This is a genomic window from Erythrobacter sp. 'gip.4 top 5' (assembly GCF_056495765.1).
On sequence record NZ_CP200270.1, the window covers coordinates 738,970 to 761,903 of the forward strand.

Annotated in this window: 26 protein-coding genes and 1 pseudogene; 15 read left to right on the forward strand and 12 right to left on the reverse strand. The window is 60.9% G+C overall.

The window, feature by feature from the left end; translation table 11 throughout:
• Positions 1-45: 45 nt before the first annotated feature.
• From hslO to ACRANW_RS03580, 4 genes are all read left to right on the forward strand, one after another.
• On the forward strand, positions 46-933 hold the full coding sequence (gene hslO / locus ACRANW_RS03565) for an Hsp33 family molecular chaperone HslO (RefSeq protein WP_479433176.1): 888 nt from the start codon (positions 46-48) through the stop codon (positions 931-933).
• A gap of 85 nt (positions 934-1,018) precedes the next feature.
• Positions 1,019-1,438 (forward strand): DUF3617 domain-containing protein, encoded by a 420-nt coding sequence (locus ACRANW_RS03570; RefSeq protein WP_479433177.1) that lies wholly within the window; start codon positions 1,019-1,021, stop codon positions 1,436-1,438.
• A 44-nt stretch (positions 1,439-1,482) separates the two neighbouring features.
• Positions 1,483-2,181 (forward strand): 7-cyano-7-deazaguanine synthase QueC, encoded by a 699-nt coding sequence (gene queC, locus ACRANW_RS03575; RefSeq protein ID WP_479433178.1) that lies wholly within the window; start codon positions 1,483-1,485, stop codon positions 2,179-2,181.
• Between the two features lie 52 nt (positions 2,182-2,233).
• Positions 2,234-3,790, forward strand: a complete 1,557-nt coding sequence (locus ACRANW_RS03580) for a spinster family MFS transporter (protein WP_479433179.1) — start codon at positions 2,234-2,236, stop codon at positions 3,788-3,790.
• 296 nt (positions 3,791-4,086) lie between these two features.
• On the opposite strand, the gene ACRANW_RS03585 is transcribed toward ACRANW_RS03580, so the two are convergent.
• From ACRANW_RS03585 to ACRANW_RS03630, 10 genes and pseudogenes are all read right to left on the reverse strand, one after another.
• Complete coding sequence (locus ACRANW_RS03585; RefSeq protein WP_479433180.1) at positions 4,087-5,211, reverse strand: OmpA family protein; 1,125 nt, start codon at positions 5,209-5,211, stop codon at positions 4,087-4,089.
• 168 nt (positions 5,212-5,379) lie between these two features.
• Positions 5,380-5,799, reverse strand: coding sequence for a DUF2793 domain-containing protein (locus tag ACRANW_RS03590; RefSeq protein ID WP_479433181.1), 420 nt, complete (start codon positions 5,797-5,799; stop codon positions 5,380-5,382).
• 61 nt (positions 5,800-5,860) lie between these two features.
• Entirely contained in the window at positions 5,861-8,044 is a 2,184-nt protein-coding gene (locus ACRANW_RS03595; protein WP_479433182.1) for a phage tail protein, read from the reverse strand.
• A gap of 262 nt (positions 8,045-8,306) precedes the next feature.
• A pseudogene (locus ACRANW_RS03600) lies at positions 8,307-8,612 on the reverse strand (non-contractile tail sheath protein); the annotation flags it as partial.
• The gene (locus tag ACRANW_RS03605; protein ID WP_479433183.1) at positions 8,608-8,826 is read right to left on the reverse strand and encodes a hypothetical protein; all 219 of its coding nucleotides are present in this window, start codon (positions 8,824-8,826) and stop codon (positions 8,608-8,610) included. The pseudogene ACRANW_RS03600 and the gene ACRANW_RS03605, both read right to left, overlap by 5 nt.
• 14 nt (positions 8,827-8,840) lie before the next feature.
• A complete protein-coding gene (locus tag ACRANW_RS03610; RefSeq protein WP_479433184.1) occupies positions 8,841-10,178 on the reverse strand; it encodes a DNA-packaging protein in 1,338 nt (445 codons plus the stop codon).
• A complete protein-coding gene (locus ACRANW_RS03615) occupies positions 10,178-10,645 on the reverse strand; it encodes a hypothetical protein (protein WP_479433185.1) in 468 nt (155 codons plus the stop codon). The genes ACRANW_RS03610 and ACRANW_RS03615 overlap by 1 nt, the downstream gene beginning before the upstream one ends.
• A gap of 152 nt (positions 10,646-10,797) precedes the next feature.
• Complete coding sequence (gene spt / locus ACRANW_RS03620) at positions 10,798-12,036, reverse strand: serine palmitoyltransferase (RefSeq protein ID WP_479433186.1); 1,239 nt, start codon at positions 12,034-12,036, stop codon at positions 10,798-10,800.
• 2 nt (positions 12,037-12,038) lie between these two features.
• A complete protein-coding gene (locus tag ACRANW_RS03625; protein ID WP_479433187.1) occupies positions 12,039-12,281 on the reverse strand; it encodes an acyl carrier protein in 243 nt (80 codons plus the stop codon).
• Positions 12,282-12,554: 273 nt separating this feature from the next.
• Positions 12,555-12,917: a response regulator gene (locus ACRANW_RS03630; protein ID WP_479433188.1), complete on the reverse strand. Its 363-nt coding sequence runs from the start codon at positions 12,915-12,917 to the stop codon at positions 12,555-12,557.
• Between the two features lie 82 nt (positions 12,918-12,999).
• On the opposite strand from ACRANW_RS03630, the gene ACRANW_RS03635 reads away from it, so the two are divergent.
• From ACRANW_RS03635 to ACRANW_RS03655, 5 genes are read left to right on the forward strand one after another with little or no spacing between them, the layout of a single operon-like run.
• The gene (locus ACRANW_RS03635; protein WP_479433189.1) at positions 13,000-13,248 is read left to right on the forward strand and encodes a DUF3572 family protein; all 249 of its coding nucleotides are present in this window, start codon (positions 13,000-13,002) and stop codon (positions 13,246-13,248) included.
• Positions 13,245-13,865: an HAD family hydrolase gene (locus ACRANW_RS03640; RefSeq protein WP_479433190.1), complete on the forward strand. Its 621-nt coding sequence runs from the start codon at positions 13,245-13,247 to the stop codon at positions 13,863-13,865. The genes ACRANW_RS03635 and ACRANW_RS03640 overlap by 4 nt, the downstream gene beginning before the upstream one ends.
• 2 nt (positions 13,866-13,867) lie before the next feature.
• Positions 13,868-14,323 (forward strand): RidA family protein, encoded by a 456-nt coding sequence (locus ACRANW_RS03645; RefSeq protein WP_479433191.1) that lies wholly within the window; start codon positions 13,868-13,870, stop codon positions 14,321-14,323.
• Positions 14,320-15,048, forward strand: a complete 729-nt coding sequence (locus ACRANW_RS03650; RefSeq protein WP_479433192.1) for a glycerophosphodiester phosphodiesterase family protein — start codon at positions 14,320-14,322, stop codon at positions 15,046-15,048. The genes ACRANW_RS03645 and ACRANW_RS03650 overlap by 4 nt, the downstream gene beginning before the upstream one ends.
• Complete coding sequence (locus ACRANW_RS03655; RefSeq protein WP_479433193.1) at positions 15,045-16,184, forward strand: GNAT family N-acetyltransferase; 1,140 nt, start codon at positions 15,045-15,047, stop codon at positions 16,182-16,184. Before ACRANW_RS03650 ends, ACRANW_RS03655 begins: the two co-directional genes overlap by 4 nt.
• On the opposite strand, the gene ACRANW_RS03660 is transcribed toward ACRANW_RS03655, so the two are convergent.
• The gene (locus ACRANW_RS03660) at positions 16,181-16,510 is read right to left on the reverse strand and encodes an SEL1-like repeat protein (protein ID WP_479433194.1); all 330 of its coding nucleotides are present in this window, start codon (positions 16,508-16,510) and stop codon (positions 16,181-16,183) included. The two genes, ACRANW_RS03655 and ACRANW_RS03660, sit on opposite strands and share 4 nt — an antisense overlap.
• Before the next feature lie 274 nt (positions 16,511-16,784).
• Here ACRANW_RS03660 and dksA point away from each other — a divergent pair, with 274 nt between their 5' ends.
• The 6 genes from dksA to kynU all read left to right on the forward strand — a co-directional run bounded on the left by dksA (position 16,785) and on the right by kynU (position 21,858).
• Positions 16,785-17,243: an RNA polymerase-binding protein DksA gene (dksA, locus tag ACRANW_RS03665; protein ID WP_479433195.1), complete on the forward strand. Its 459-nt coding sequence runs from the start codon at positions 16,785-16,787 to the stop codon at positions 17,241-17,243.
• A gap of 184 nt (positions 17,244-17,427) precedes the next feature.
• Positions 17,428-17,805 (forward strand): PilZ domain-containing protein, encoded by a 378-nt coding sequence (locus ACRANW_RS03670; RefSeq protein WP_479433196.1) that lies wholly within the window; start codon positions 17,428-17,430, stop codon positions 17,803-17,805.
• 78 nt (positions 17,806-17,883) lie between these two features.
• Entirely contained in the window at positions 17,884-19,347 is a 1,464-nt protein-coding gene (locus ACRANW_RS03675; protein WP_479433197.1) for an ABC transporter substrate-binding protein, read from the forward strand.
• A 38-nt stretch (positions 19,348-19,385) separates the two neighbouring features.
• Positions 19,386-19,793 (forward strand): DUF4112 domain-containing protein, encoded by a 408-nt coding sequence (locus ACRANW_RS03680; RefSeq protein ID WP_479433198.1) that lies wholly within the window; start codon positions 19,386-19,388, stop codon positions 19,791-19,793.
• Positions 19,794-19,834: 41 nt separating this feature from the next.
• A complete protein-coding gene (locus ACRANW_RS03685; RefSeq protein WP_479433859.1) occupies positions 19,835-20,626 on the forward strand; it encodes a tryptophan 2,3-dioxygenase in 792 nt (263 codons plus the stop codon).
• Positions 20,623-21,858, forward strand: coding sequence for a kynureninase (gene kynU / locus ACRANW_RS03690; RefSeq protein WP_479433199.1), 1,236 nt, complete (start codon positions 20,623-20,625; stop codon positions 21,856-21,858). Before ACRANW_RS03685 ends, kynU begins: the two co-directional genes overlap by 4 nt.
• 170 nt (positions 21,859-22,028) lie before the next feature.
• Here kynU and ACRANW_RS03695 read toward each other — a convergent pair whose 3' ends face one another.
• A complete protein-coding gene (locus ACRANW_RS03695; protein WP_479433200.1) occupies positions 22,029-22,928 on the reverse strand; it encodes an SDR family oxidoreductase in 900 nt (299 codons plus the stop codon).
• Between the last annotated feature and the right edge of the window lie 6 nt (positions 22,929-22,934).

Sequence of the window (22,934 nt, forward strand, 5' to 3'; positions counted from 1 at the left end):
TGTACGAGCCTTGCCGTACCCATATCTCGCGCCATGGCTGATACGATGAAAACGACCGAGACCTATTCCGATGCCTTGATGGGCTTTATCCTCCCGCACCGCAGCGCCCGGGGTCGCTTTGTGCGCCTCGATAGCGTGCTGGAACAGGTGCTTTCGGCGCATGATTACCCCGCGCCAATTACGCATCTGCTGAGCGAGGCACTGGTGCTCGGCGCACTGATGGGCGGTTTGTTGAAGGGTGCGGAAGCGCAGCTTACCCTACAGGCGCAGACACAGGGCGGCGTGGTCAAGCTACTGGTGGTTGATTTTCGCGCGGGCGCGATGCGCGGCTACGTCGATTTCGACGGCGAACGGCTCGCCTCACTGGGGGCTAACCCCACCCTGAAGGCCCTGTTCGGCGAAGGCTATCTTGCCATCACTTTCGAAACCGAGGTGAAGCAACGCTATCAGGGCATCGTTCCGCTGGAAGGCGATAGCCTGGCGGAGGCGTGTGAGAGCTATTTCAGTCAGTCTGAACAGATCCCGACATTGATCCGGGTCGCCAGTCGTGCAGGCGCAGGTGGCCGCAAGGCGGCTGGATTGTTGGTTCAGCACTTGGCGGATGGCGAAGAGGGTCGCGAGCGGCTGCATGTCCGGCTGGATCACCCCGATTGGGAGCATATCGCGGTCATGGCAGGCTCGGTAAGCCATGATGAGTTGCTCGACCCTGCACTATCGCTCGAAGCGATTGCGTGGCGGCTGTTCCACGAAGAGGACGAGGTTCGGGTCCAAACGGGCGCACCCTTGTCGCAAGGCTGCCGTTGCAGTGCTTCGCATTATGAGGCGATCGTTGCGCGATTCCCCGTAGATGAGCGCGAGGAGATGCGGGGGCCGGATGGAACAATTGCAGTCGACTGCGCCTTTTGTTCACGGACGTTTACGCTAGCGCTTTAACGCTTCGTCGAGAATTTCGGCAATCTCAGTCCAATTCGGCTAAAAAATGCAATCCGCTGGAGCCATACTCTGGCAAGAGGACGTCATGACCAATCGAACTTATCGTAGCATCGGTGTCTTGGGGCTGGGTGCGCTCGCCGCAGGGGTGGCGCTGTGGTCGGCCGTGCCGACTCTTGCGCAGGGCAATGGCCTCGCAATGCTTGGAACGCTGACCAAGGGCGAATGGAGCGTCAAACAGCGCGGTGTTGCGCGGGATCGGAAAGTCTGTGTGAAATCTGGCGAAGAACTGATCCAGCTCGTGCATCGTGAGAGCGGGTGCAATCAATTTGTGGTTGAGGATGGCACAGCGCGGGTAACGGTTCAGTATACCTGCCCCAGCAATGGGTATGGCCGCACCAGCATTCGCCGAGAGACCGGCACGCTCGTGCAATTGGAAAGCCAGGGTATACATGGCGGCGTCCCCTTCCAGTTGACAGCCGAGGCCCGCCGCACAGGCGCTTGCTGAGCCGCCCACATTGCCTTTATCCGCGCGCGTGTTAGTTGGGCGCCATGACCGGATCGGAAGAAACTTCTGCACAGCCTTTGGCCATCGTGTTGCTATCGGGCGGGCTGGATTCGATGGTTACCACTGCGTTGGCGCAAGAGGCTGGATTTAGGATCCATGCCTTGACGGTTGATTACGGGCAGCGTCATCGGGTCGAATTGGAATCTGCCGCGCGAATTGCCGAGCGATTGGGATTGGCGCGTCATACCCAGATCGCGCTTGATCTGAGCGCGTTTGGCGGGTCCGCGCTAACCGACGCAATCGCCGTGCCCAAGTTAGGGGTGGGCGGCGGCATTCCGGTCACGTACGTGCCAGCGCGTAATTTGGTTTTTCTCGCTTTGACGACCGCCTGCGCCGAAGCGGCCGGCGCGCGCGACGTGTTTATCGGAGTCAACGCACTCGACTATTCGGGCTATCCAGACTGCCGGCCCGAATTCATCGCCAGCTTTGCTGAAACCGCTCGGCTTGGCACCAAGGCGGGCGTTGAAGGCGCGCCCTTCACGATCCACGCCCCGCTCCAGCACATGACCAAAGCCGATATCGCTCGAGAGTGCGCGCGGCTGGGCCTAGATCCGGCGTGGAGCTGGTCGTGCTATGATCCGACGCCAGAAGGGGCCGCCTGCGGTCTGTGTGATTCCTGTCGCTTGCGGAAAAAGGGTTTTGCCGAGGCCGGTATTGTCGATAGCACGCTTTATAAGGTCTGAACGGCGCTGAGCGCAGGCACTTAATCAAAGCATCCGGGATAGGGGATCAGCGTTGAGCGATAAAGCCGAAGTGGTCGATGACCGCAGTGAGGATTCTGTCCCGGCATACAGTTGGTACGTGTTGGGCGTCTTAGTTGTCGTCTATATCCTCAACTTCATTGATCGGCAGATTCTTTCTATCTTAGCGGTTGATATCAAGCGCGATCTTGATTTGACCGATGGCCAGCTCGGGTTCCTTGGCGGTGCGGCATTTGCGGTTTTTTATGCGTTGTTCGGCGTTCCACTAGGGCGTCTCGCTGACCGGTGGCACCGCGTGCGGCTGTTGACCATCGGTCTTCTGCTATGGTCAACGATGACAGCGCTTTCCGGGTTCGCCCGCAATTATTTTTCGCTGTCGCTTGCGCGTATGGGTGTCGGCGTCGGTGAAGCCACTGCGAGCCCGACTGCATATTCGCTGATTTCCGATTATTTCCCGGCACGAAAGCGCGCTACGGCTTTGGCGATTTATTCGTCAGGGCTTTATCTCGGTGGCGGCGTATCGCTCCTGATTGGGGCCAAGATTTCGAAGGTTTGGGATGCGGCTTATCCGGGCGGCGGCATGGCTGGACTGGTTGGTTGGCAGGCAGCTTTTCTGGCAGTCGGGATACCTGGTGTGTTGCTTGCGTTCTGGGTGGCGACCCTGCGCGAACCCGCGCGTCCGGCAGCTGAAACGGCGCATACGCGTCACCCGCTGATCGATTTCTTCGTCGATCTGTCGATGTTGTTGCCGCCCTTTACGTTGTACCACGCGATGCGCCGCGGTCCGATGGCGGCGTTGGTAAATGTGGCAATGGCGGCTGCAATGACAGGGGTTGCCATCATCATGATCGAACTTACCGGCAATATCCCGCAATGGTCGGCGATTGCGTTTGGATATTACGCGGTTTTTTCTTGGGCATCGACATTGCGCCGGCATGATCCTGCAACCTTCAGCTTGATCTGGGGTACTCCGGCCTTCATCTGCACGGCGTTGGGATATGGACTGGTATCGCTTGGCGCTTATGCACTGGCGTTTTGGTCGGCGCCTTATGCCGAGACTGTGCTGAAATTGCCGAAGGACGAGCTTGCATTCATACTTGGGGGTAGCGGCGCTGTGTCAGGGTTTCTTGGCGTCATTCTAGGCGGGCGGCTGTCGGATTGGCTTCGCGCCCGCAACCCTTCCGGACGCATTCTTGTAATTATGTTCGGGATCGTCGCGCCTGTCATCCCGATCTGGATCGGCTTTACGACCGATAATGCGGCTCTGTTTTACGTGATGAATTTTCTCGCTGGGCTGTTTGCGGCGACAGCTCTTGGGGCGGCCGCAGCAACCACACAAGACCTAGTGTTGCCGCGGATGCGGGGCACAGCGACGGCTTCGTTTTTCTTGGCGACCACTTTGGTGGGCCTTGGGCTTGGTCCTTATATGGTGGGGCAGATTTCGGAACTGACCGGAAGCATGCGAATTGGCATGCTCTCTCTTATAGGGGTTGCGCCGATTTCGCTGGTCTTGCTCGTCTACGCGTACCGAACCCTACCGAACGCCGAAGCTACGATCGCAGAAAGAGCTCGCGCAGCCGCAGGCGAATAGTGCAATGCGACGCAGCAAATCTCTGAGAATTGGGTGTTCTGTTAAAGTGATGCTCATCTACTAGACAGGCTTATGCGTTGCGATTGTTCAACCTTTGGGTGCGATCACAGGCTGCCTTGCAAATATCTGGCATACTCTTTCGACCCTCGCGATGCGTCGTTTGAGGTTTGAGCGCAAGATCGGCTTGCGTTACGCGGCTTTGTTCTTGGCGCCTTCAGCCGGGTTCTCAAACAGCAGGCAATAAAAAAGGGGCCGGATTGCGCCGGCCCCTCTCTCATGTTCCTTCGAACAGTCGCTTACATGCCTGAACCCGGACCATAGGTCACTTCCACGCGGCGGTTCTGTGCTTCACGCACACCGTCGGCGGTGGGTACACGCGGCTGGGTTTCACCAAACGCTTCGCTGTTGATGCGCGCGCCGGGGACGCCACGGCCGGTCAGGTAGGAGTTGACCGCCGCGTTACGACGTTGGGCAAGACCAACGTTGTAGGCTGTGCTCCCTGCACGGTCTGTGTGGCCAGCGAGCATGACGCTTGCCGAACCGCAGTTCGCATAGGCAGTTACGGCGCTGTTAAGGATGCTCGCAGCCTGCGGTGTGATGTCCGACTTGTCAAAATCGAAGAACACCACATACGGACCCGTGTTGCACGCAGCCTGCGGCGGCGGCGGAGGCGCCGGAGGCGGCGGAGGCGGCGGCGGCGGCGGCGGCGGCGGCGGAGGCGGCGGTGCTACTGCACCACCGAAGTTGTAAGTGATCGAACCCAAAATCGAGTGGCTGGAAAGCTTGGTCTCAAGCGTACGCCCCAACGGGTCGATCAAGTTAACATCAGGCACATTGAAGTAACGATACTTCAAGCCGACATCCCAGGAGTCGCTGATTGGGGCGCGAACGCCTGCCAGCAGCTGCCATGCAAAGCCAGTGTCCGAATCATCCCAGATGCCCGGACCGTTTGCGTTGACGATGCCTTCCATGTCGACACGGGCCACACCGACGCCGCCGCCGGCAAAGCCTTGAAGGCCATTGTCCGACCCAAAATCAAACAGGCCATTCAGCATGAAGCTAAGTGCGTTCACTTCGCCAAAGGCTTCACGATTTCCGGTGAACGTGTTGAAACCTCCCGCAGAGGGATTCAGCACAAGGCCCTCACTACCGGCCTGCACGTCTGAAAGGTCCGCGGCGCGGTAGCTGGCTTCTGCTTCAAGGCGGAAAACCCCGAAATCGTAACCAACCATGCCGCCGAAATCATAACCAACATCGTAGTTGGCAACCGCACTATCGGCGGCACCGTTCACATCGAGGCTTTGGTCTTCGACGATCATCACGCCGCCGTCACCCTGAATATACCATTGCCCTTCACGAGCCATGGCGGGTGTGGTCAGCGCGGTCGAAGCCATCGCCATCCCAATGACGAGTTTGCGCATTCTAAAATTCCCCTTTGAATTGGACTTGAGGCAGTAAGGCTCTCTATCTTTTCGACCTACATCAGGCAAGCAATCAATAGACGATTGGTGTTGCAAGAATGTCGCGATGACCCACTCGTGGAAAAAAATGCAATCTGCAAACTGGTGTTAAACTGTCGGCTAAGGCGTCTAGAGGACTGAAGAAGACAAAAGGCCAAGGGTTTGCAGCGATAGCGACAGTGTTGCAATTGCGTCTCGGGCTTCAGTGTCAATCACCGTTCCGCCTGTGGGGTTTTCAGGTGCAACGGCGCGCTCCCACAAGCTTCTAAACACCAGTACGTGACCAGTGGTGCTATCAAACACCTGCATTCCTTCGCGTGGGGTGATGAAATGCCAAGTTCCGCCAATGCGCAGTGCAAGGGCATCTTCGCGCCCGGCCCAAGCCGCTTGCGCTGGGTCCGTAACGCGAAAGCAGTCGCCTTCCGCTGCCGTTTCGGGCGGAATGGACTGTGAGGCAACAACAGTTCGCGAACATATCGCATCGAGCACACAGAGGGCTTGATTGACGAAAAACTCCTTTTGCGCCTGACCCGCGATAAGCAAGGGCATGCCAAGAAGGGGAGTTGAACTCGGGAAAGTTATCGGATCTGACATAACATACTCCAGGCGATCATGAAATTTCGGCGAGCAACAACGCGGTGGAATGATCGAAGGTGCCGATCTGCCTGACCCAGAGCGCGGCGGGGCCATGAATGGCGGCAAGTGCTCCGCGTTCGGGTAGCGTAAGGCGCAACCATGCAGCGTTACGTTGCCACGTAACAAAAGGGGCCTCGGTCGATCCGTAGCCCACAAGATAGGCTTCGCGCTCTTCGACGAGCGGCACTTCAACGCTATCGCTCCATCGCCACTGGCCTCGCCCACGCCGGGTCCAGGAGTAATGGATTGCCTGGTCGGCCTCCAACCGCGTCCGCGCGTGAACAGGGCAAGGAGGGCGGCGCGAAAGACCAGAATTTGCCAGCGTAGCGATAACGGGTTCGGCGTCGCCAGTCCCGATCGCCGCGACACGGGAGCTGGCGAGCGGCGGAAGCAGGAGTGGATCCAAAGCGATCAAGCGGTCGTCAACCACGATGACTGGCGTTTGAGCCGGATGGCCAAGGGCTGCGTCAGGTTCTGTGCCGCCGCGTCCGCGTAACAGCCCGGCAAGCCGCCAGCGTCCGCTTCCCAAAGGCTCGGCGCGCAAAAACTGCATAAGCTCGCCACCGATCAGCACGCGGTTTGCCCCATTGGCGATGCCGGAAATATCGGTGTCAGTGAAACCAAGATCCTCTGCAAACATATCGATCGTCGCCGTGGCCGCTGGCTCAAACAGCAAAGATGACGACGGCGCCAACGGTGCGGCAAGCGTCCCCACCATAGCGCGCTGGGCCCCAGTCGTGCCGAGATCGACAAGCGCTGTGCCTTGAACCGCAAACAGTGCGGCGCCCCGCCAGGCTCTGTTCGTCGCTGAGGCGGCGGCGAAAATCAGAGGACTAGCGAGATTGGCGCTTTCGTCTGGCGGGAGTTCCGTCACCGCGAGTTGCGTTTGCGGAACCACGAGATCAACGGGAGCAAGGTTTTCGCCCGGATCACTCTGGCGCGGCGTGCTGCCGGCTGGTGCAAGACGTTCCAGTTCGAGCACAATGCCGCGATCCAGCCACTCCCAGCTACGCAGTAGCCAGTTTCCGGGGGCACCGGGCAAGCGCACGATGCAGCCTGGAGCGATCCGCGGGTCGAGTTCACCAATTCGCCAAGTGACGGTTTCGTGCTGCCAGCGCGCCCGGTTGGCGCTATCATTCGCAAGCTGTCTGGCGCCGCTGGCTGTCATGGTTGCTGGCAGGTCGATCATCAATTCGCGTCCAGCCTGCCTCCCACCTGCCGCCCGCTGCACACCGGTCTGGTAATCGCGCTCCTCGTCATAATAACGAAGGGCAGCAGGCGCGCGCGCCGGCATTCCTGCACGCTGCTTGTTGCGTGCATCATCTTGTGCGCGATCGCTTCGCGCGAGTGGGCTCGGAAGGGTCACGATGGATTCACTGGCATTGTCGCGTGCAGTGATGGTGAGGCCGTCGCTTCCCGACATGCAGACCAGGGGGATCACCTGATCAATCGCGGCAAGCGTCGAAGCCAGAGGGCCGCCCTCGTCGGCAAAGCCTCGTGCATAGGCGAGCGGCGCCGGGAGGGCCATCGAGGCGGCATCAGGCACGATTTGAGCGAGTGTTACGCTCTGTTCGCCTCCCTCTGCAAAGACCTCGAAGCTGAGCGCTGGAATGCGGTTGCCGTAATCGCCCAGTTCGAGATCCTCGAAAACGACATAGGCGCAGTCGCGAAATGCGGGCGCGGTGCCGCCCTTGGCTGCGGCGATCAGCGGGTCGACGGGATCATCACCAAATCCGCGATACATGCGTATCGCGCCGCCAACCTTAAGATCCCCCTGTTCCCCGCGCAACAGGTTGCCATCGGCCCATATCCGGCCGATGCGCGCAATCGGTGTGCTCGACACTGCCACCGCAAATGAAGCAGAATAGGCATAGATCGTAGTCGAAGGCTGGCCCTTGCGCCCTTTGTCTTTGCGTTTGCTTTCGACGAGGTCGGTGGACCAGATAACCGTGCCCGGCACGCGCATCCGCCCGAACTGGCGCGGGATCGGCTGACCATAGCTTGAGGTACTGATGGCTAATTCACGCAGGCGCGGGCCTTCCCGTCCGCCCGGCGTGAAAATGCGCGTATCGATCTGCTGCCCGATCAACCCGCCAATGGCGCCGCCGAGTGGCCCACCAATCGCAGAGCCAAGCGCGGTCAGGACAAGAGTTGCCATGAAATTACCCTTACGTCTGTGGTGCGAAATGCCATTTGGCATTGATCTGCCAAGCGGGATCACGCGGTTGGAGCACGACCCGCCGAAGCCCGGCATGAGCGTGGACGACACATGATGCATCGACCGCGATCGCAATGTGGTGCTGGCAGTGGGCAAGCGCGATTAGCAGCACATCGCCCGCGCGGATCGGTCCCCGAGACGGCAGCAGTCCGGATTGTCGCGCCAACGGTAACCAGTGAGCGATATCGAGATTGCGAAACGCATAGCCGTCGCGGTTGACCTGTGGCAGCGCCCAGACATAGCGGCGCGTGACGCCGCGCATGGCCGCTTCGTCCAGTCCGCCGTCGATGCGTGCCCAAAACAGCTCGGCATCGGCAGGGTCGAGCACGAAGCCTGCTAGGTAGTCCTGATCGGCAAGAGCATAGCCCAGTCGATCATCAACCAAGGCGTATGCCGCCCGCCGCGCAGCATCTGCGCCTGCGGTGAGCCAATCGTAATCTTCCAGCTGCAGTCGGTCGAAAGCAGGCGCGGCCCAGCCTGTGGGAAGATTGGCGCGATAGAGTTCAGGGGTGACCAATCCCCTCGGCCAGCAGCCGCACCGAGCGCTGGGCAACCGGGTTGGCGAGAAACCCCTCGGCAATGGCTCGAGAATATTCATAACTGCGTGGCCCGCTGCCCGCGTCGAAGCAGGCAAGCCAGCCTTGCATGGCGCCGGAAGCGAGCGGCACGCGGGTACGCTCCCCGCCCTTGAAGGCGGAGCGAAGAGTATCGAGCCAAACCATGTCATTTCCTTTGATTACATCTGCCGTACGCAAGGGCGCGAGTGTCGCCCCAGCAGCAATTCGGTCAGCGCCCACACGGCTGCATCGGCGCGGTCCGGGCTGCGGCCCGGCCCGGCATAAGCCCCGCCGGCCACGAGCCCGCACAATTGATCCTCCAGCTGCGCGAACATCGCAGTGTGGCGCACGCGCCCAGCGGCGTAGAGCGCTGCCACCGGCTCGGCGCGGGCGACCTTGCCGCGGCTGGCGTGCACCAGCTTCACGGGAAGTGCCTGATCTGCGGCGCGCAGCACGCTTTCCACCATGGCGCCGCCCTGGTTGGCCTCGGCTACGACCCGGTCCGCATCCCATTCGCGTGCTGCATCAGCGACGCGTTGCGCCCATTCAGCTGGCGCCGCGCCGCTGATCGAACAATCGGCTAGCACCCGAACGATTCCGTCATTGCCCAGCCCAGCAACAATGATCCCGCATTCGTCCCCGGTTGCGCTGGCGGGCGGATCGACCGCCACCACCACCCTAGACAGCAGCGGCATAGGTCCGATCTCGCGAGCGGCCTCCAGCATGGACCGTGTCCACAGCGCGCCTTCGATATCCTCGATCAGTTCGCCGCCGATCTCCTGGCGTTCAAGCTGGGTTCCGGCAAATTCGCTGCTGATTGCCTGCATAAAGCGTTCGGGCAGATTGCTTTCGTTCTCGTTGGTCGCGCCGCGTGTGATGACGATATCGCCGGCGCTCTGGTGCTGTTTCATCAGCCGTTGCACCAGCGGCACCGCACGCGGCGTTGTGGTGACGAGGATGCGCGGATCGCCCCCGAGTCTCAGCCCGAGCAGCAGATTGTCCCAGCAGCGTATGGCGCGTCCGTGGGACAGCGGCCATTTGCCGATCTCGTCGCACCAAGCGTGGCTATGTTGCGGCCCGCGCATGCTTTCGGGCTCGGCGGCTGAAAACAATTCCGCTTGCGCGCCGTTGCTGAACCTGATGCGGCGGCGCGAAGGTTCGAAACGTGGCCGGTCCGCAGCTGGGTAGATGGCCAGCAGTCCGCTTTCGCCTTCCACCATGACCGCGCGTGCTTCGGCCAGCGAGGCCGAGATCAGCGCGATTCGTGCGCCCGGATTTTGATCGGCGATCATCTTTACCCATTCGGCGCCTGCGCGAGTCTTGCCAAAGCCACGGCCCGCCATGATCATCCAGATCCGCCAGTCGCCTTCAGGAGGCAACTGGCTGGGTCGGGCAAAATATTCCCAGACATAATCGAACCGGTTGCGCTCGCCGCTGCTCAATGCGGTTGAAAGCTTGCGCTTCGCTTTTGTCGCGGCTTCGGTGTCTTGTGTAAGCCAGTCGAATGGCTTTGCCATCAGGCGGTGGCCTCGTTGGCCTTGGCCTTGCTCATCCGCCGCCGGATTTCGTCGATCTTGCGGTCGATCGAGGCGCGCACTTCGGCAGGGCTGACATTGCGTTCGTACGGCTGGCTGGCAGCGGCGCTATCGCGATGCGCAGCGAGCAGACGGATGGCGTTGGCAAAGTCGAACTTTTCCCCGTCTTCGGTTTTGAAGTCGCCTTCGCGCAGGCGACGCAGCACTTCCATTTCGAGATGCGCATAGCCTTCGGCGAGCGCGGTCTGCCACTGTTCGGCAAAATCGGGCTGGGCGCGGCGCAGGCGGTAGACCCGGCTGATCTCTATCCCGGCATGGGCCGCTGCCCGTGTCACGTTGGAGGTTTCGGCCAGGTGATCCAGAAAGCGGGTGCACCAATGGCGGTCGATGCTTGCCACGGCGCGGTTGGCATGTGTGGTATCAAGTCGCGCAGGGTTACGCTTGGCCATCGACAATCCTCCCACTGCGGACAGCAAAATGGCGGCGATCCCCACGGGGAAGGCCGCCTTCTGGCGAATCGCAATTTTTCGACTATGCCCTTTGTTAACCTCAGAGCGTCACGATGTCAACAAAAATAACCAAAAGGGTTAAATTGCAAGTATCAGATAATTCCGATTGCGCGGCCCGCACGTTCGAACATGCCGAGAATGGTTTGCACCTGTTCAGCAGTGTGTTCTGCACACAGCGAACAGCGCAGCAGGGTCATGCCTGCGGGTGTTGCCGGCGGCCGGGCGAGATTGACATAGAGGCCTTCCTTGAGCAGCGCCTCCCACATCATCGCGCCCTTTTCCAGATCGGGCATGATCACCGCGATGATCGCGCTTTGCGGGGTTTCTGTGCCAAGCTTGAAACCTAACGCCTTGAGGCCGCCGTGCAGCGTGCGGCTGTTCTCCCACAGATGCGCGCGCTTGTTGCCGCCGTGCATCAGCTTGCGGATCGAGGTGGCAGAGGACGCCATCACGGCAGGCGGAAGCGCGGCGGTGAAGACATAAGGGCGGCACACCAGGCGGAGCACTTCGAACTTCGGGTGGTTCGACACGCAAAAGCCGCCGACGGTGCCAACGCTTTTGGAAAAGGTGCCGATGATGAAATCGACATCATCCAGCACGCCCTGTTCTTCAGCCACGCCGCGGCCATGTTCACCGATGAAGCCCATCGAATGCGCCTCATCGACCAGCACTGTCGCGCCGTGTTCCTTGCAAACGCGCACCATCTCCTTCAACGGCGCGACATCACCCATCATCGAATAGACGCCCTCGAGGATGACCAGCTTACCGGCGCCGTCGGGTACGCGCTTCAGCCGCTTTTCAAGCGCTTCAACGTCGTTATGCTTGAATGGCACCACTTCGGCGTTGCCCATCGCGCAGCCATCCCAGATCGAGGCATGGCTATCGATGTCAAGGATGATGTAATCGCCCTTGCCCGCGAGCGTGGAAATGATGCCGAGATTGGCCTGATACCCGGTCGAGAAGACCATCGCGTGATCCATGTCGTAGAACTCGCGCAGGGCGGTTTCGACATCGCGGTGATCGCGGAAGGTTCCGTTGAGCACGCGGCTGCCGGTGGTGCCTGCTCCGAAATCCTGCATCGCGGCTTGCCCGGCCGCGATCACATCGGGATCGAAAGTCATGCCCATGTAATTATAGGTGCCGAGCAGAATCGTATCGCGCCCGTTGCAGATCGCCCGTGTCGGTGACAGAACTTCTTCCATCACCAGATTGAACGGATCTTCCACCCCGGCGGCGAGCAGTGTCTCGCGGGTCTGGATGATCGGATCGAACTTCGCCAGCAGATCGACAGGCTGGGTGGTGGTTAGCGTTTCGGTCATGACGGTTGCCATTATCAGCTATCCTGCATTGTGTGGACGGCCGCGATGAGCTGACCCCAGTTTTCGATCTCGGCCTGCTGGTTCATCGATATGATAATATCGAAAGCGTCCTCGATTTCAGCGACGAAATCCATGATGGTCAGACTGTCAAATTCGAGATCGCCGGCAAAAGTAGTGGAATCCGCAATGGCGACACCCTTTTTGTTGAAAGGTTCGACCAAAGTTCGGATCTGATCGTCGACTTCAGCGGGGGTCATGGGCGGTGATGCTTTCGTTAGGTCAGTGACTGGGCGTCAGTTGCGAGCCGGAATACGCCCTGATATTACGACTCCAAAGCGTGCGATGATGCAGCTTGTCAAGTTTTCGGCGAGCCGCAAGGAGTGAGGCGGCTGTTGCGTTAAGGGGTATGATGACCGTGCACCCAATGCTTCCTGAACAAACCGAGGCATTGTTATTCCCCGGCGACGGGGCCTTGCAGAAAAAAGAGTGCCCCTCCGAGCAGGGCTTTTCTTTCCGTCGCAGGGCGCCTGTCACACCAGCGCGTTCACTGCGTTCATGAACGGGCCGATCGACACGGGCTTGGACAGATAACCTTCTGCCCCCGCTGCGCGGATGCGTTCCTCGTCACCCTTGGCCGCGAAGGCCGTCACCGCCAGCACCGGAATGCCTGCCAGCCCACGATCGCGCTTGGCCGCTTCGATCAGGTCGACGCCTGATATGCCGCCAAGCTGGATATCCATGATGATGAGATCGGGCGCAGTGTCGCGTGCGGTTTGCAGCACCAGATTGCCGTCAGCCACCGGATCAACGTTGAAGCCGTTGGCGCGCAAGACATCGCAGAACAGCTTCCGGTTGAGGTCATTATCCTCGACAACCATGATCCGCTTTGTCACTGAACGCCCCGCATACCACCCGCTCTACGACTAACCCCGGTTAAAGGACAGGACAATCCCGCATCACCCCTCATCCGCGCCGATGAACCCGCAGGTGCTGGCGCTGGCGGCGCTCGGCTGGGTGCTGGAAGACGAGGACCGCGCGGCGCGCTATCTTGAATTGACCGGCCTTGATCCCGATTCTTTGCGGACAGGGCTGGGCGATTCGATGATCCTTTCCTCCGCGCTTGAATTTCTCGCCAATCACGAACCCGATCTGATCCGCGCCGCCGAGGCACTGGCTGTCACGCCCGAGGAACTGGTTGCCGCCAAGGACGCTTTGCAAGCATGAACCGACCGTTGATTATCTCCGACTGCGACGAAGTGCTGCTGCACATGGTTGCGCCTTTCAAGGACTGGCTGGAGGCGAGTGAAGGCGTCAACTTCCATCTCGAAGGCCACAATTTCGCTGAAGCCCTGCGCTGGCAGGAAAGCGGTGAATTGCTTGCGCCGCCCGATATCTGGCGGATGCTGGGCAAGTTCTTCGATAACGAAATGGATTCGCAGATGCCGATCGCAGGCGCCGTCGAGGGGATCAACACGCTGGCCGAGAAAGCCGACGTGGTAATCCTGACCAATCTGGTCGATGCCCATCGTGATGCGCGCGCGGCCCAGCTTGCCAAGGTCGGCATCAATGCCCGCGTGTTCACCAATCAGGGGCCGAAGGGCCCGGCGCTGAAGGCCATCATGGATGAGTATGCGCCGAGCCGCGCAGTGTTCATCGATGATCTCGCGCAGCACCACGCCTCTGTCGCGGACATCACGCCGCAGGTCACGCGGCTGCATCTGTGCGGTGAACCGATGATCGCCCATGCGATTGATTGCGCCCACAAGGCCGGCCATGCCGAAGCCCGGATCGATACCTGGAACGAAGCCTTGCCGTGGCTGTTGGAACGGTTGGAGAATTGAAGATGACGATCGCTGCCAAACTTGCCGAACTCGGTGTCACCCTGCCCAAGGCTGCAGCCCCTGTGGCAAGCTATGTGCCACTAGTGGTGCACGGCGGCTTTGCCCACATTTCGGGCCAGTTGCCGTTCGTTGACGGGGCCGTGGTCAAGGGCCGGTTGGGTGATGATGTCTCGGTCGAAGGCGGTCAGGCCGCCGCGCGCGCTTGCGCGCTGATGATTATCGCGCAGTTGGACGCGGCAGGCCTGCTTGAACGGGTCGAACGGATTGTGAAGCTGGGCGCCTTCATCAATTGCACCGCCGAATTCACCGATCAGCCCGAAGTCGCTAATGGCGCGTCGGATTTGATGGAGCAGGTGTTCGGTGATGCCGGCAAGCACGCCCGCGCCGCTGTCGGTGTGCCCGCGTTGCCGCGCGGAGCGGCGGTTGAGGTTGATGCGGTCATCGCTCTGACCGCATGAGCGAACGCCGCACTCCGGATTGGCTGACTCGGTGGGAATATGCCCATCGCGGTCTTCATGGTGAGGGCGTGCCGGAGAACTCACTGGCGGCAGCTGAAGCCGCAATTGCAGAGGGTATGGGGATCGAATGCGATGTCCAGCGCAGCGCCGATGATCACCCGATGGTGTTTCACGATTGGGATTTGGTGCGTCTGACCGGACAGGACGGCGAAACCGAACATCGCGTTGCCGACGAACTTGAAACGCTCTGTCTGCTTGGCACCGACCAGCGGCCTATGCGGTTGGCAACGTTTCTCCATATGATTGCTGGCCGTGTACCCGTGCTTATCGAGATCAAATCGCGCCCGGGCTATGACGTTGAATGGACATGCAATTCCATCAGTAATCTCCTGACGGATTACGTGGGCGATCATGCCGTGATGAGCTTCGATCCCCGGGTTGCGCGATGGTTTCGCAATCACTCGCCCGAAACCCCATGTGGGTTGGTGATGCGAGAAGATGCACATGGCCACACCCAGAAGGGCTGGCAGCGGCGACTGGCGCTATGGATCGCAAGGCCCGATTTTCTCGCTTACCATATTGCCGCGCTACCCAGCCGATGGGTTGCAAGCCTGCGTGCCAAGGGTTTGCCGGTGCTGACCTGGACGGTCACTTCGCCCGAAACCCGTGCCTGTGCCATGGCGCATGCCGATGCGCTGATTGCTGAAGGGGCAGGGCTCGTATGAACGATCAGGGTCTGACCGTCCGCATCGCATCATCGGTGGGGTCTTTCGATCGGGACGAATGGAACGCGCTCGGCGGGAACGACAATCCGTTCGTCTCTCATGAGTTTCTCACCGCGATGGAGGATTCCGGCTCGGTTGGTCCCGGTACTGGCTGGGAGCCTGCGCCAATTGCCATCACGGACGATGCAGGCAAGTTGCTGGCCGCAATGCCGTCCTATGTCAAGGGGCATAGCCAGGGCGAATATGTGTTCGACCATGCCTGGGCGGACGCCTGGCACAGGGCGGGCGGGCGCTATTACCCCAAGCTTCAGATTGCCGCGCCGTTTACCCCCGCCAGCGGCCCGCGCCTGTTGCTGAGCGATCCGGCGTTGGCACCGCATCTGCTGAAAGGTGCGGAGGCGGTCTGCCTTCAAAACAAGATGTCCTCCGCCCACGCGACCTTCATCACGCCCGAGCAGTTGCCCATGTTCGAAGAGGCAGGCTGGCTGCCGCGCGCCGATATCCAGTTCCACTGGTTCAACCGGGGCTATCAGAGCTTTGACGATTTTCTCGCCGCCCTGTCATCGCGCAAGCGCAAGGATTTGCGCAAAGAACGCAGCAGCGCGGTGGAAGGCCTGACGATCCGCCATTTGATCGGCAGCGACATTACCGAGGCGCATTGGGACGCGTTCTGGATCTTTTATCAGGATACAGGCGCGCGCAAATGGGGGCAGCCCTATCTGACGCGCGAAGCCTTCAGCCTGTTGGGCGAACGGCTGGGGGACCGGATCATCCTGATCTTCGCCTATGACGGGGATCAGCCGATTGCTGGCGCGCTCAATTTTGCGGGACGCGACGCGCTTTACGGCCGCTACTGGGGCTGCACCCGTGAGGTGCGATTTCTGCATTTCGAATTGTGCTATTATCAGGCGATCGACATTGCGATTGCGCGCGGCCTGCCCTGTGTGGAGGCGGGAGCCCAAGGCGGGCATAAGCTGGCGCGTGGGTACGAGCCGGTGCAGACGCTGTCTGCCCACTGGATCGCCGATCCCGGATTCCGCAGTGCGGTCGCCGACTTTCTCACGCATGAACGTGAAGGTGTGACCACCGACCAGATGTATCTCGGCACCCGCACCCCGTTCCGCAAGGACGATTAGGCGGCCCGCTGGTGGCCTTCGGCTAACCATTGTCGCGCACGGCGCTGGGCTTCCGCGATGTCGCGCGCGGTCATCTCGTCAGAGATATCGGCGCGGCAATAGGCGGCTTCTTCATGGCCACGGGCAGCGGCAAGGTTGAACCATTTGTGCGCTTCGATCAGATCGCAGACGGCGCCGTTGCTGCCGGTGGAAAATGCGACACCCAGATCGAAGCAGGCGCCCGCCTGCCCCCGGTTTGCGGCCGCCAGCCATGCGCCAAGTATCCCTTCGGTGGATGTTTCGCGTGAAACATTCTTGGTCTGTGCGGTCGTGGCGATGATGTGCATGTGTGGTCCCCTGATCACCGGATCGCCCCCCAGGCGACCTTCCGTGACAAAGAAGTGCCGCATTCATGGTCAAAAATTAGTTAACGCGTTTACCACTTTGTGGCGTTCGCCCATTTCCTCCTCCTTTCATTCCCAAACCCGCTTGTGTGCACTTGGGGCCTTCCCTATAGGGCGCCCATTGCTTCAGCTTGCTGGGACCAAGTGAGCCAATGAAAAGATTAAAGGCGTCAGGACGCGATGGTCTTCCCAGCGGCTCACGGGATGAGAAAGCTTGATGCCAACCACCGCGTCTGACGACATCGATATCCTCGAAAAAGCCAAGCGGCTGCTCGCGCCGGACTACGTTCCGACCGAAGACGAGGACTACATGAACGACCGGCAGCAGGCCTATTTCCGGATGCTGCTGTTGGAATGGAAACGTTCGATCCACTCTGCCGCCGGGCAAACGCTACAATCGCTGCAGGATGGTCCGATCCGGGAAGCCGATCTCACGGACCGCGCGTCGAGCGAAACCGACTGGGGTATAGAATTGCGCACCCGCGATCGGCAGCGCAAGCTTGTTGCCAAGATCGACTCTGCGCTGCGACGGATCGATTCGGGTGATTACGGTTACTGCGAGGTGACCGGCGATCCGATCGGTCTCAGGCGCTTGATTGCGCGCCCTGTCGCAACCATGACCGTCGAAGCGCAGGAAGCTCACGAACGGCGCGAGAAAATCTCCCGCGACGACTAAATGTAAACGGAGTTCGCGAATCTTGTGCCGCCGTGGGACGAACCCGCGAAAGCGCGACATTCGCGACAGTAATTTACTTCGCATTAACTGCGAATGCGGCACACGACATGGCGTGCGGAATTGGCTCCATTATGCGAGACACTCCTGCCGCATGGTCAAACCTGGCTGAGGAGGCGAGCAAAAAATGACGGGTGTTGAAACACGCAGCGTCGCGCGCGACAGCCTGTTTTTGCTGGCAGATATTCGGGTCGAGCAGAGCACCGATGTGCATCGGGCGCGGGTGCGCAACCTTTCCGATGGCGGGATGATGGGCGAAGGTCAGTTACGCGTTCAGCGCGGCCACCGCGTCACTGTCGAACTGCGCAATATCGGCGTAGTGAATGGCACAGTGGCCTGGGTGCAGGACAACCGCTTCGGCGTGGCGTTTGACGAAGAAATCGACTCGCAAAAAGCGCGCCGCCCACTTCTTAGCGGCGACGAACCGTCCTCTGTCGCTTCCCAGCCCTCTTGGGCTCACCGAGCACCGCAGCCGCCGGGACACACCACGCTGCGCAAGATCTGATCGGCGACCCGGCGTCTTTGCTACCTGGTGCTTTGCCACAAGCTGACCGGCGCGGTTCAACCTGCTAGACAGAATCCAATGCGATTCTGGTTCCCTTTGATTGCTGCGCTGACGACTTGGTCGTGCAGCCCCTCCGGCAGCAGTGGCCCGCTTGAGGTTGCGGTGATCGGCGCGCCCGGCGATCCGTTCGAATCTGGCTTGCGTCTTTCTCCAGCGGCGCAAGCCATGCGCGCTGCCACGACCGAAGGGCTGGTCGCGCTCGATCCCGCAGGGCAGGTGGTTCCGGCCATAGCCGAGCGTTGGATCGTGACCGAAGACGGCCTCAGCTATATTTTCCGCTTGCGTGACAGCACCTGGCCGGACGACGAAGAAATTGCCGCCGCCGACGTCCGGCAGCAACTTCGTGCCGCGCTCAGAGGGCTGCGCGGTACCTCGCTTGGGCTCGATCTGGACAAGGTGCGCGATATCCGGGCGATGACCGGACGCGTGATCGAGGTGCGATTATTCTCTCCGATGCCCGATTTCCTGCGCCTGCTGGCTCAACCCGAACTTGGATTGACGCGCAACGGCAGTGGGGCGGGGCCTATGGCGATGTCACGCGATGACGCGACTGCAAGCGCCCGCCTTACCGCCTTGCCGCCCGAGGCACGCGGGTTGCCCGCTCGCGAAGATTGGGAGGCCATTGCGCGTCCTGTGGCGGTGCGCGCCTTGTCGGCGCCTGCGGCAGTGGCGGCCTTTTCGCGGGGGGATGTCGATCTGGTTTTGGGCGGCAGTATCATCGATTTTCCGCTGGCCGAGGTCGGCCCGTTGTCACGTGGCACGATCCAGGTCGATCCAGCGCTCGGTCTGCTGGGACTGACGGTGCGCCGAGAGACGCCGTTCCTTGCAGAACCTTCTCGGCGCGAGGCCTTGTCGATGGCAATTGACAGAACGGCGCTTATTCGCAGCTTCGGGTTGGCCGGCTGGCGTGAAAGCAGTTGGATCGTCCCTCCCGAAAGCTTTACCGTAGGGCCCTATCCTCAGGATCGCTGGAACGGCGCGCCGATCGATGATCGCCGCCGGGTCGCAGCCGCTCGGGTGCAGGCATGGGCGGGCCCTGAGCGCGAGGCGTCGGTGGTGATTGCCTTGCCAGATGGGCCAGGGGGGGATCTTCTGTTTCGCGAACTTGCCTCGGCGTGGGCCGCAATCGGCGTTTCGGTCAGGCGGGCGGGCAAGGACGAAGCGGCTGATCTCGAACTTCGCGACACCTTGGCGCGTTACACCTCGCCGCGGTGGTATCTGAACCAGTTTCATTGCAATGTCCGAAATGGGCTCTGTTCGGCGGAGGCCGACAGGCTGGTGCGTCAGTCTCTCACCGAGCGGGATCCCGCCGTGCGTGAGCAGCTGCTGATCGAAGCGCACGCTGCGCTTGTCGCAAACGAAGTCTATATTCCGATCGGTGCGCCGGTGCGATGGTCGATCGTGCGAGGAACGATCCGCAATTATCTGCCGAACGCTTGGGGCACGCACCCCTTGTTCCCCTTGTCGGAACCCACCAGATAGAGAGGATGGAAAAGCCCGCGCCCCTCCGCCCTGAGCCGATGATCATCACCCTCCCGACCGGCACTGATGCTGCGTCGGTGCGTGCTAGGGTCATTGTGATGGAAAGGCTGCTGGAACGCAGTTTCGTTATTCCGGGCACCAATGTGCCGATTGGGCTCGACGCCTTGGTGGGCCTTATCCCGGTGGTTGGTGATATCGTGACAGCGGCGATGGGCGCCTACATTATCTGGGAGGCGCGCAACCTCGGCCTCTCGAAATGGAAGCTCGCGCGCATGGGCGCGAACGTGTTGTTTGACACCGCCATTGGCGCGATCCCTCTGGTCGGCGATGCATTTGACGTCGCGTTCCGGTCGAATACAAAAAACCTCCGGATAATCCTGAAGCATATCGACAAACACCACCCTGAAGCCCGCGTGATCGAAGGTCAGATCAGGAGCCGGAGCTAGGGAGAGTTTGCTTGATTTTGCCTGTGCGTTAGGATCGGATGATGAGCGCCGATGTCACCTATGCCAGCTACCTCGATCTCGATCGGATCCTCGCTGCCCAACACCCTGCATCCGAGGCGCATGACGAGCTGTTGTTCATCATCGTCCATCAGGCAAGCGAGCTGTGGCTGAAGCTCTGCCTGCATGAACTGACCGCCGCGCGTGAATGTATCGAGGCGGACGATCTGCGCCCGGCTTTCAAGATGTTGGCGCGGGTGGCGCGCGCGCAAACCCAGATGATCCAGAGCTGGGATGTGCTCAGCACCATGACGCCGCACGATTATTCCGCCGTGCGCCCGCATCTGGGCGGGTCGAGCGGGTTTCAATCGGCGCAGTACCGGATGATGGAATTCATGCTCGGCGGGCGCGATGGCAAGCATGTGCGTCTGCACAAGAGCAACGCCGACTGGGCCGGTCGGCTTGAGGCTGAATGCCGCCGTGCGAGCCTTTACGATGCGGCCATTGGGCTGCTTGCACGGCGCGGCTTTGCGATTGATGCCGCAGCGCTAGACCGCGATCTGGCCAGCGCCTATATTCACAATGCCAGTGTCGAAACAGCCTGGGCGGCGATTTACCGTGATCCTCAACCGCATTGGGATTTGTATGAACTGGCCGAAAAGCTGGTCGATCTCGAATACCACTTCCAACGCTGGCGCTTCGGCCATCTCAAGACCGTCGAGCGCATCATCGGCTTCAAGCGCGGCACCGGAGGAACCCCCGGTGTGCCCTATCTCGAAGGGGTGTTGAAGCAGGCCTTCTTCCCCGAATTGCTCAGCGTCAGGACTGCGATATGACCCCCGAACAGCGCGCTGCCGAATTCGACACCGCCGATCCCTTGGCGGATTATCGCGAGCGGTTCACGTTGCCGCCGGGCGTGATCTACCTTGACGGCAACTCGCTGGGAGCGCTCCCCAAGGCGACCCCTGGCCGGGTGCAAGAGGTGGTCGAGCAGGCGTGGGGGGAGGGTCTGATCCGGTCCTGGAACGCCTCTGCCTTTGGGCCGGGCTGGTTTGAAATGGCTGGCCGGATCGGAGGCAAGATTGCGCCGCTGATCGGTGCTGCGCCGCATGAAGTGATCGCCTGTGATTCGACCAGTGTGAACCTGTTCAAGCTTATTGCCGCTGCATTGGCGATGAGGCCGGGCCGCAAGGTGGTGTTGTCAGAGCCGGGCAATTTCCCGACCGATCTCTACATGATTGCAGGGCTTGAAGCGCAAGGGCTGGCCACGCGGCGGCTGGCGGAGCGTGACACGATGGGGGCGGGGCTTGATGATGATGTGGCGCTGCTGATGCTGACCCACGTGCACTACAAGACCGGCGCTGTGCACGATATGGCGGCGCTCACCCAAGCAGCGCATGAAGCGGGCGCGCTGGTGCTGTGGGATCTGTCGCATTCTACCGGAGCACTGCCGGTCGATCTGAACGGCGTAAACGCGGATTTCGCCGTGGGCTGCGGCTACAAATACCTGTGCGGCGGGCCGGGCGCCCCGGCCTTCGCCTTTGTGGCCGAGCGGCATCATGCAGACCTGCAACAACCGCTGACCGGCTGGTTCGGCCACGCCGAGCCTTTCGCCTTTACCGATGATTACCATGGCGCCCCCGGTATCGACCGGCTGCAATGCGGTACGCCTGCGGTGCTGGGATTGGCGGCGCTGGAGGTGGGGGTCGACCTGATTGCGGAAATCGGGGTCGAGCGGCTCTATGGCAAATCGCAGGCGCTGTCCGAGTTCTTCCTCGAATGCCTTATGGCGCATGGGGTAGAAATCGAACTGGTCAGCCCAGCGCGCAGTGCCGACCGCGGCAGCCAGCTCTCGTTCCGCCACCCGGAAGCCTATGCCATCTGTCAGGCGCTGATTGCGCGCGGCGTGATCGGTGATTTTCGCGCACCTGATGTGCTGCGGCTGGGCTTTGCGCCGGCCTATCTCAGCTTTTCCGACATCGCTGCGGCGGCCCGTCACCTGTCCGAAGTGCTGGTGAGTGAAGAATGGCAGCGCGCCGAGTTCAGTCAGCGCGCAGCGGTGACCTGATTCGCCGGACCGCGCGCTGTTGGAGACACATGAGACACTGTCCAGAAGCCAAAAATCCGCCGCCGCTAACCGCTTTGCATACGCGCGATCCTGAAAGCGAGGGCGGTGGTTCATGCGCGGGGCGATGGCACTGCGCCCGCGAGTAGGAAAGCGCGGGCGCGCCCTGCCAATCAGACCGAGCGTTCGGCCTTGTCCTGCGCATTGGTGCTCTTGATCATATCACGCATCTGCTCCCACTCGGCATCGCCCAGCGCCTGCAGCATTGGATAAAATGTGCCGCCGGTAGCCTGATAGCCTGCGCCGTCGATCGCGATGGTCTGTCCGTTCACGTACTCCGCGCCCGGCCCCATCAGAAACACGGCAAGGTTGGCAAGCTCGTGCATTTCGCCCGCCCGGCCCATCGGATTCATTGCATTGTTCGAATTGCCGCCCGCGCCGTCCGGATGCAGCCGTGCGCTCATCCCCTTGGTCGGGAAAAGGCCGGGCGCAATCGCGTTGAACCGCAGGCCATAGCGCCCCCATTCGGTCGCCAAGCTTTGCGTCATGGCGTTGATTGCGGTCTTGCTCATGGCCGAAGGCACCACGAAGGCGCTGCCTGACCAGACCCAGGTGGTGAGGATCGAGAGGAAGCTGGCGCGTTTCTTTTCGGCAATCAGCCGCTTTCCGATGTCGAGCGTGACGTAGAACGTGCCGCGCATCACGATGTCGGCAATGGCGTTGAACCCATTGATCGAAAGATCTTCAGTGCGGCTGACGAAGTTGCCCGCCGCATTGTTGACCACCCCGGTCAACGCGCCGCCATCGGCCCAGATTTTATCGACCATCGCGTGGATTGCGTCGGCATCACGAATATCGCAGGCCATGCCGACAATCTTGCCGCCATGGCGCGTGGTCAATTCTGTCGCCGTTTCGTCCAGCTTGTTCTGCCGTCGCCCGCAGATATAGACCGTCGCGCCCAGCTTCAGAAAGGCCTCGGCCATCTCGCGCCCCAGTCCGGTTCCGCCGCCGGTCACCAGAACACGCTCGCCTGACATCAGGCCTTCGCGGAACATCAGCTTCGATACGTCCATGGGCTT

Excerpts from the sequence above, each read along its gene's own strand:
- ACRANW_RS03680 (WP_479433198.1), top strand. The coding sequence starts at position 19,386 with ATGATCATCACCCTCCCGACCGGCACTGATGCTGCGTCGGTGCGTGCT.
- ACRANW_RS03660 (WP_479433194.1), bottom strand. The coding sequence starts at position 16,510 with ATGCACATCATCGCCACGACCGCACAGACCAAGAATGTTTCACGCGAA.
- hslO (WP_479433176.1), top strand. The coding sequence starts at position 46 with ATGAAAACGACCGAGACCTATTCCGATGCCTTGATGGGCTTTATCCTC.
- ACRANW_RS03625 (WP_479433187.1), bottom strand. The coding sequence starts at position 12,281 with ATGACCCCCGCTGAAGTCGACGATCAGATCCGAACTTTGGTCGAACCT.
- spt (WP_479433186.1), bottom strand. The coding sequence starts at position 12,036 with ATGGCAACCGTCATGACCGAAACGCTAACCACCACCCAGCCTGTCGAT.
- ACRANW_RS03585 (WP_479433180.1), bottom strand. The coding sequence starts at position 5,211 with ATGCGCAAACTCGTCATTGGGATGGCGATGGCTTCGACCGCGCTGACC.
- queC (WP_479433178.1), top strand. The coding sequence starts at position 1,483 with ATGACCGGATCGGAAGAAACTTCTGCACAGCCTTTGGCCATCGTGTTG.
- kynU (WP_479433199.1), top strand. The coding sequence starts at position 20,623 with ATGACCCCCGAACAGCGCGCTGCCGAATTCGACACCGCCGATCCCTTG.
- dksA (WP_479433195.1), top strand. The coding sequence starts at position 16,785 with ATGCCAACCACCGCGTCTGACGACATCGATATCCTCGAAAAAGCCAAG.
- ACRANW_RS03615 (WP_479433185.1), bottom strand. The coding sequence starts at position 10,645 with ATGGCCAAGCGTAACCCTGCGCGACTTGATACCACACATGCCAACCGC.
- ACRANW_RS03590 (WP_479433181.1), bottom strand. The coding sequence starts at position 5,799 with ATGCCCTTGCTTATCGCGGGTCAGGCGCAAAAGGAGTTTTTCGTCAAT.
- ACRANW_RS03640 (WP_479433190.1), top strand. The coding sequence starts at position 13,245 with ATGAACCGACCGTTGATTATCTCCGACTGCGACGAAGTGCTGCTGCAC.
- ACRANW_RS03610 (WP_479433184.1), bottom strand. The coding sequence starts at position 10,178 with ATGGCAAAGCCATTCGACTGGCTTACACAAGACACCGAAGCCGCGACA.
- ACRANW_RS03670 (WP_479433196.1), top strand. The coding sequence starts at position 17,428 with ATGACGGGTGTTGAAACACGCAGCGTCGCGCGCGACAGCCTGTTTTTG.
- ACRANW_RS03695 (WP_479433200.1), bottom strand. The coding sequence starts at position 22,928 with ATGGACGTATCGAAGCTGATGTTCCGCGAAGGCCTGATGTCAGGCGAG.
- ACRANW_RS03655 (WP_479433193.1), top strand. The coding sequence starts at position 15,045 with ATGAACGATCAGGGTCTGACCGTCCGCATCGCATCATCGGTGGGGTCT.
- ACRANW_RS03675 (WP_479433197.1), top strand. The coding sequence starts at position 17,884 with ATGCGATTCTGGTTCCCTTTGATTGCTGCGCTGACGACTTGGTCGTGC.
- ACRANW_RS03605 (WP_479433183.1), bottom strand. The coding sequence starts at position 8,826 with ATGGTTTGGCTCGATACTCTTCGCTCCGCCTTCAAGGGCGGGGAGCGT.
- ACRANW_RS03685 (WP_479433859.1), top strand. The coding sequence starts at position 19,835 with ATGAGCGCCGATGTCACCTATGCCAGCTACCTCGATCTCGATCGGATC.
- ACRANW_RS03645 (WP_479433191.1), top strand. The coding sequence starts at position 13,868 with ATGACGATCGCTGCCAAACTTGCCGAACTCGGTGTCACCCTGCCCAAG.
- ACRANW_RS03595 (WP_479433182.1), bottom strand. The coding sequence starts at position 8,044 with ATGGCAACTCTTGTCCTGACCGCGCTTGGCTCTGCGATTGGTGGGCCA.
- ACRANW_RS03635 (WP_479433189.1), top strand. The coding sequence starts at position 13,000 with ATGAACCCGCAGGTGCTGGCGCTGGCGGCGCTCGGCTGGGTGCTGGAA.
- ACRANW_RS03650 (WP_479433192.1), top strand. The coding sequence starts at position 14,320 with ATGAGCGAACGCCGCACTCCGGATTGGCTGACTCGGTGGGAATATGCC.
- ACRANW_RS03570 (WP_479433177.1), top strand. The coding sequence starts at position 1,019 with ATGACCAATCGAACTTATCGTAGCATCGGTGTCTTGGGGCTGGGTGCG.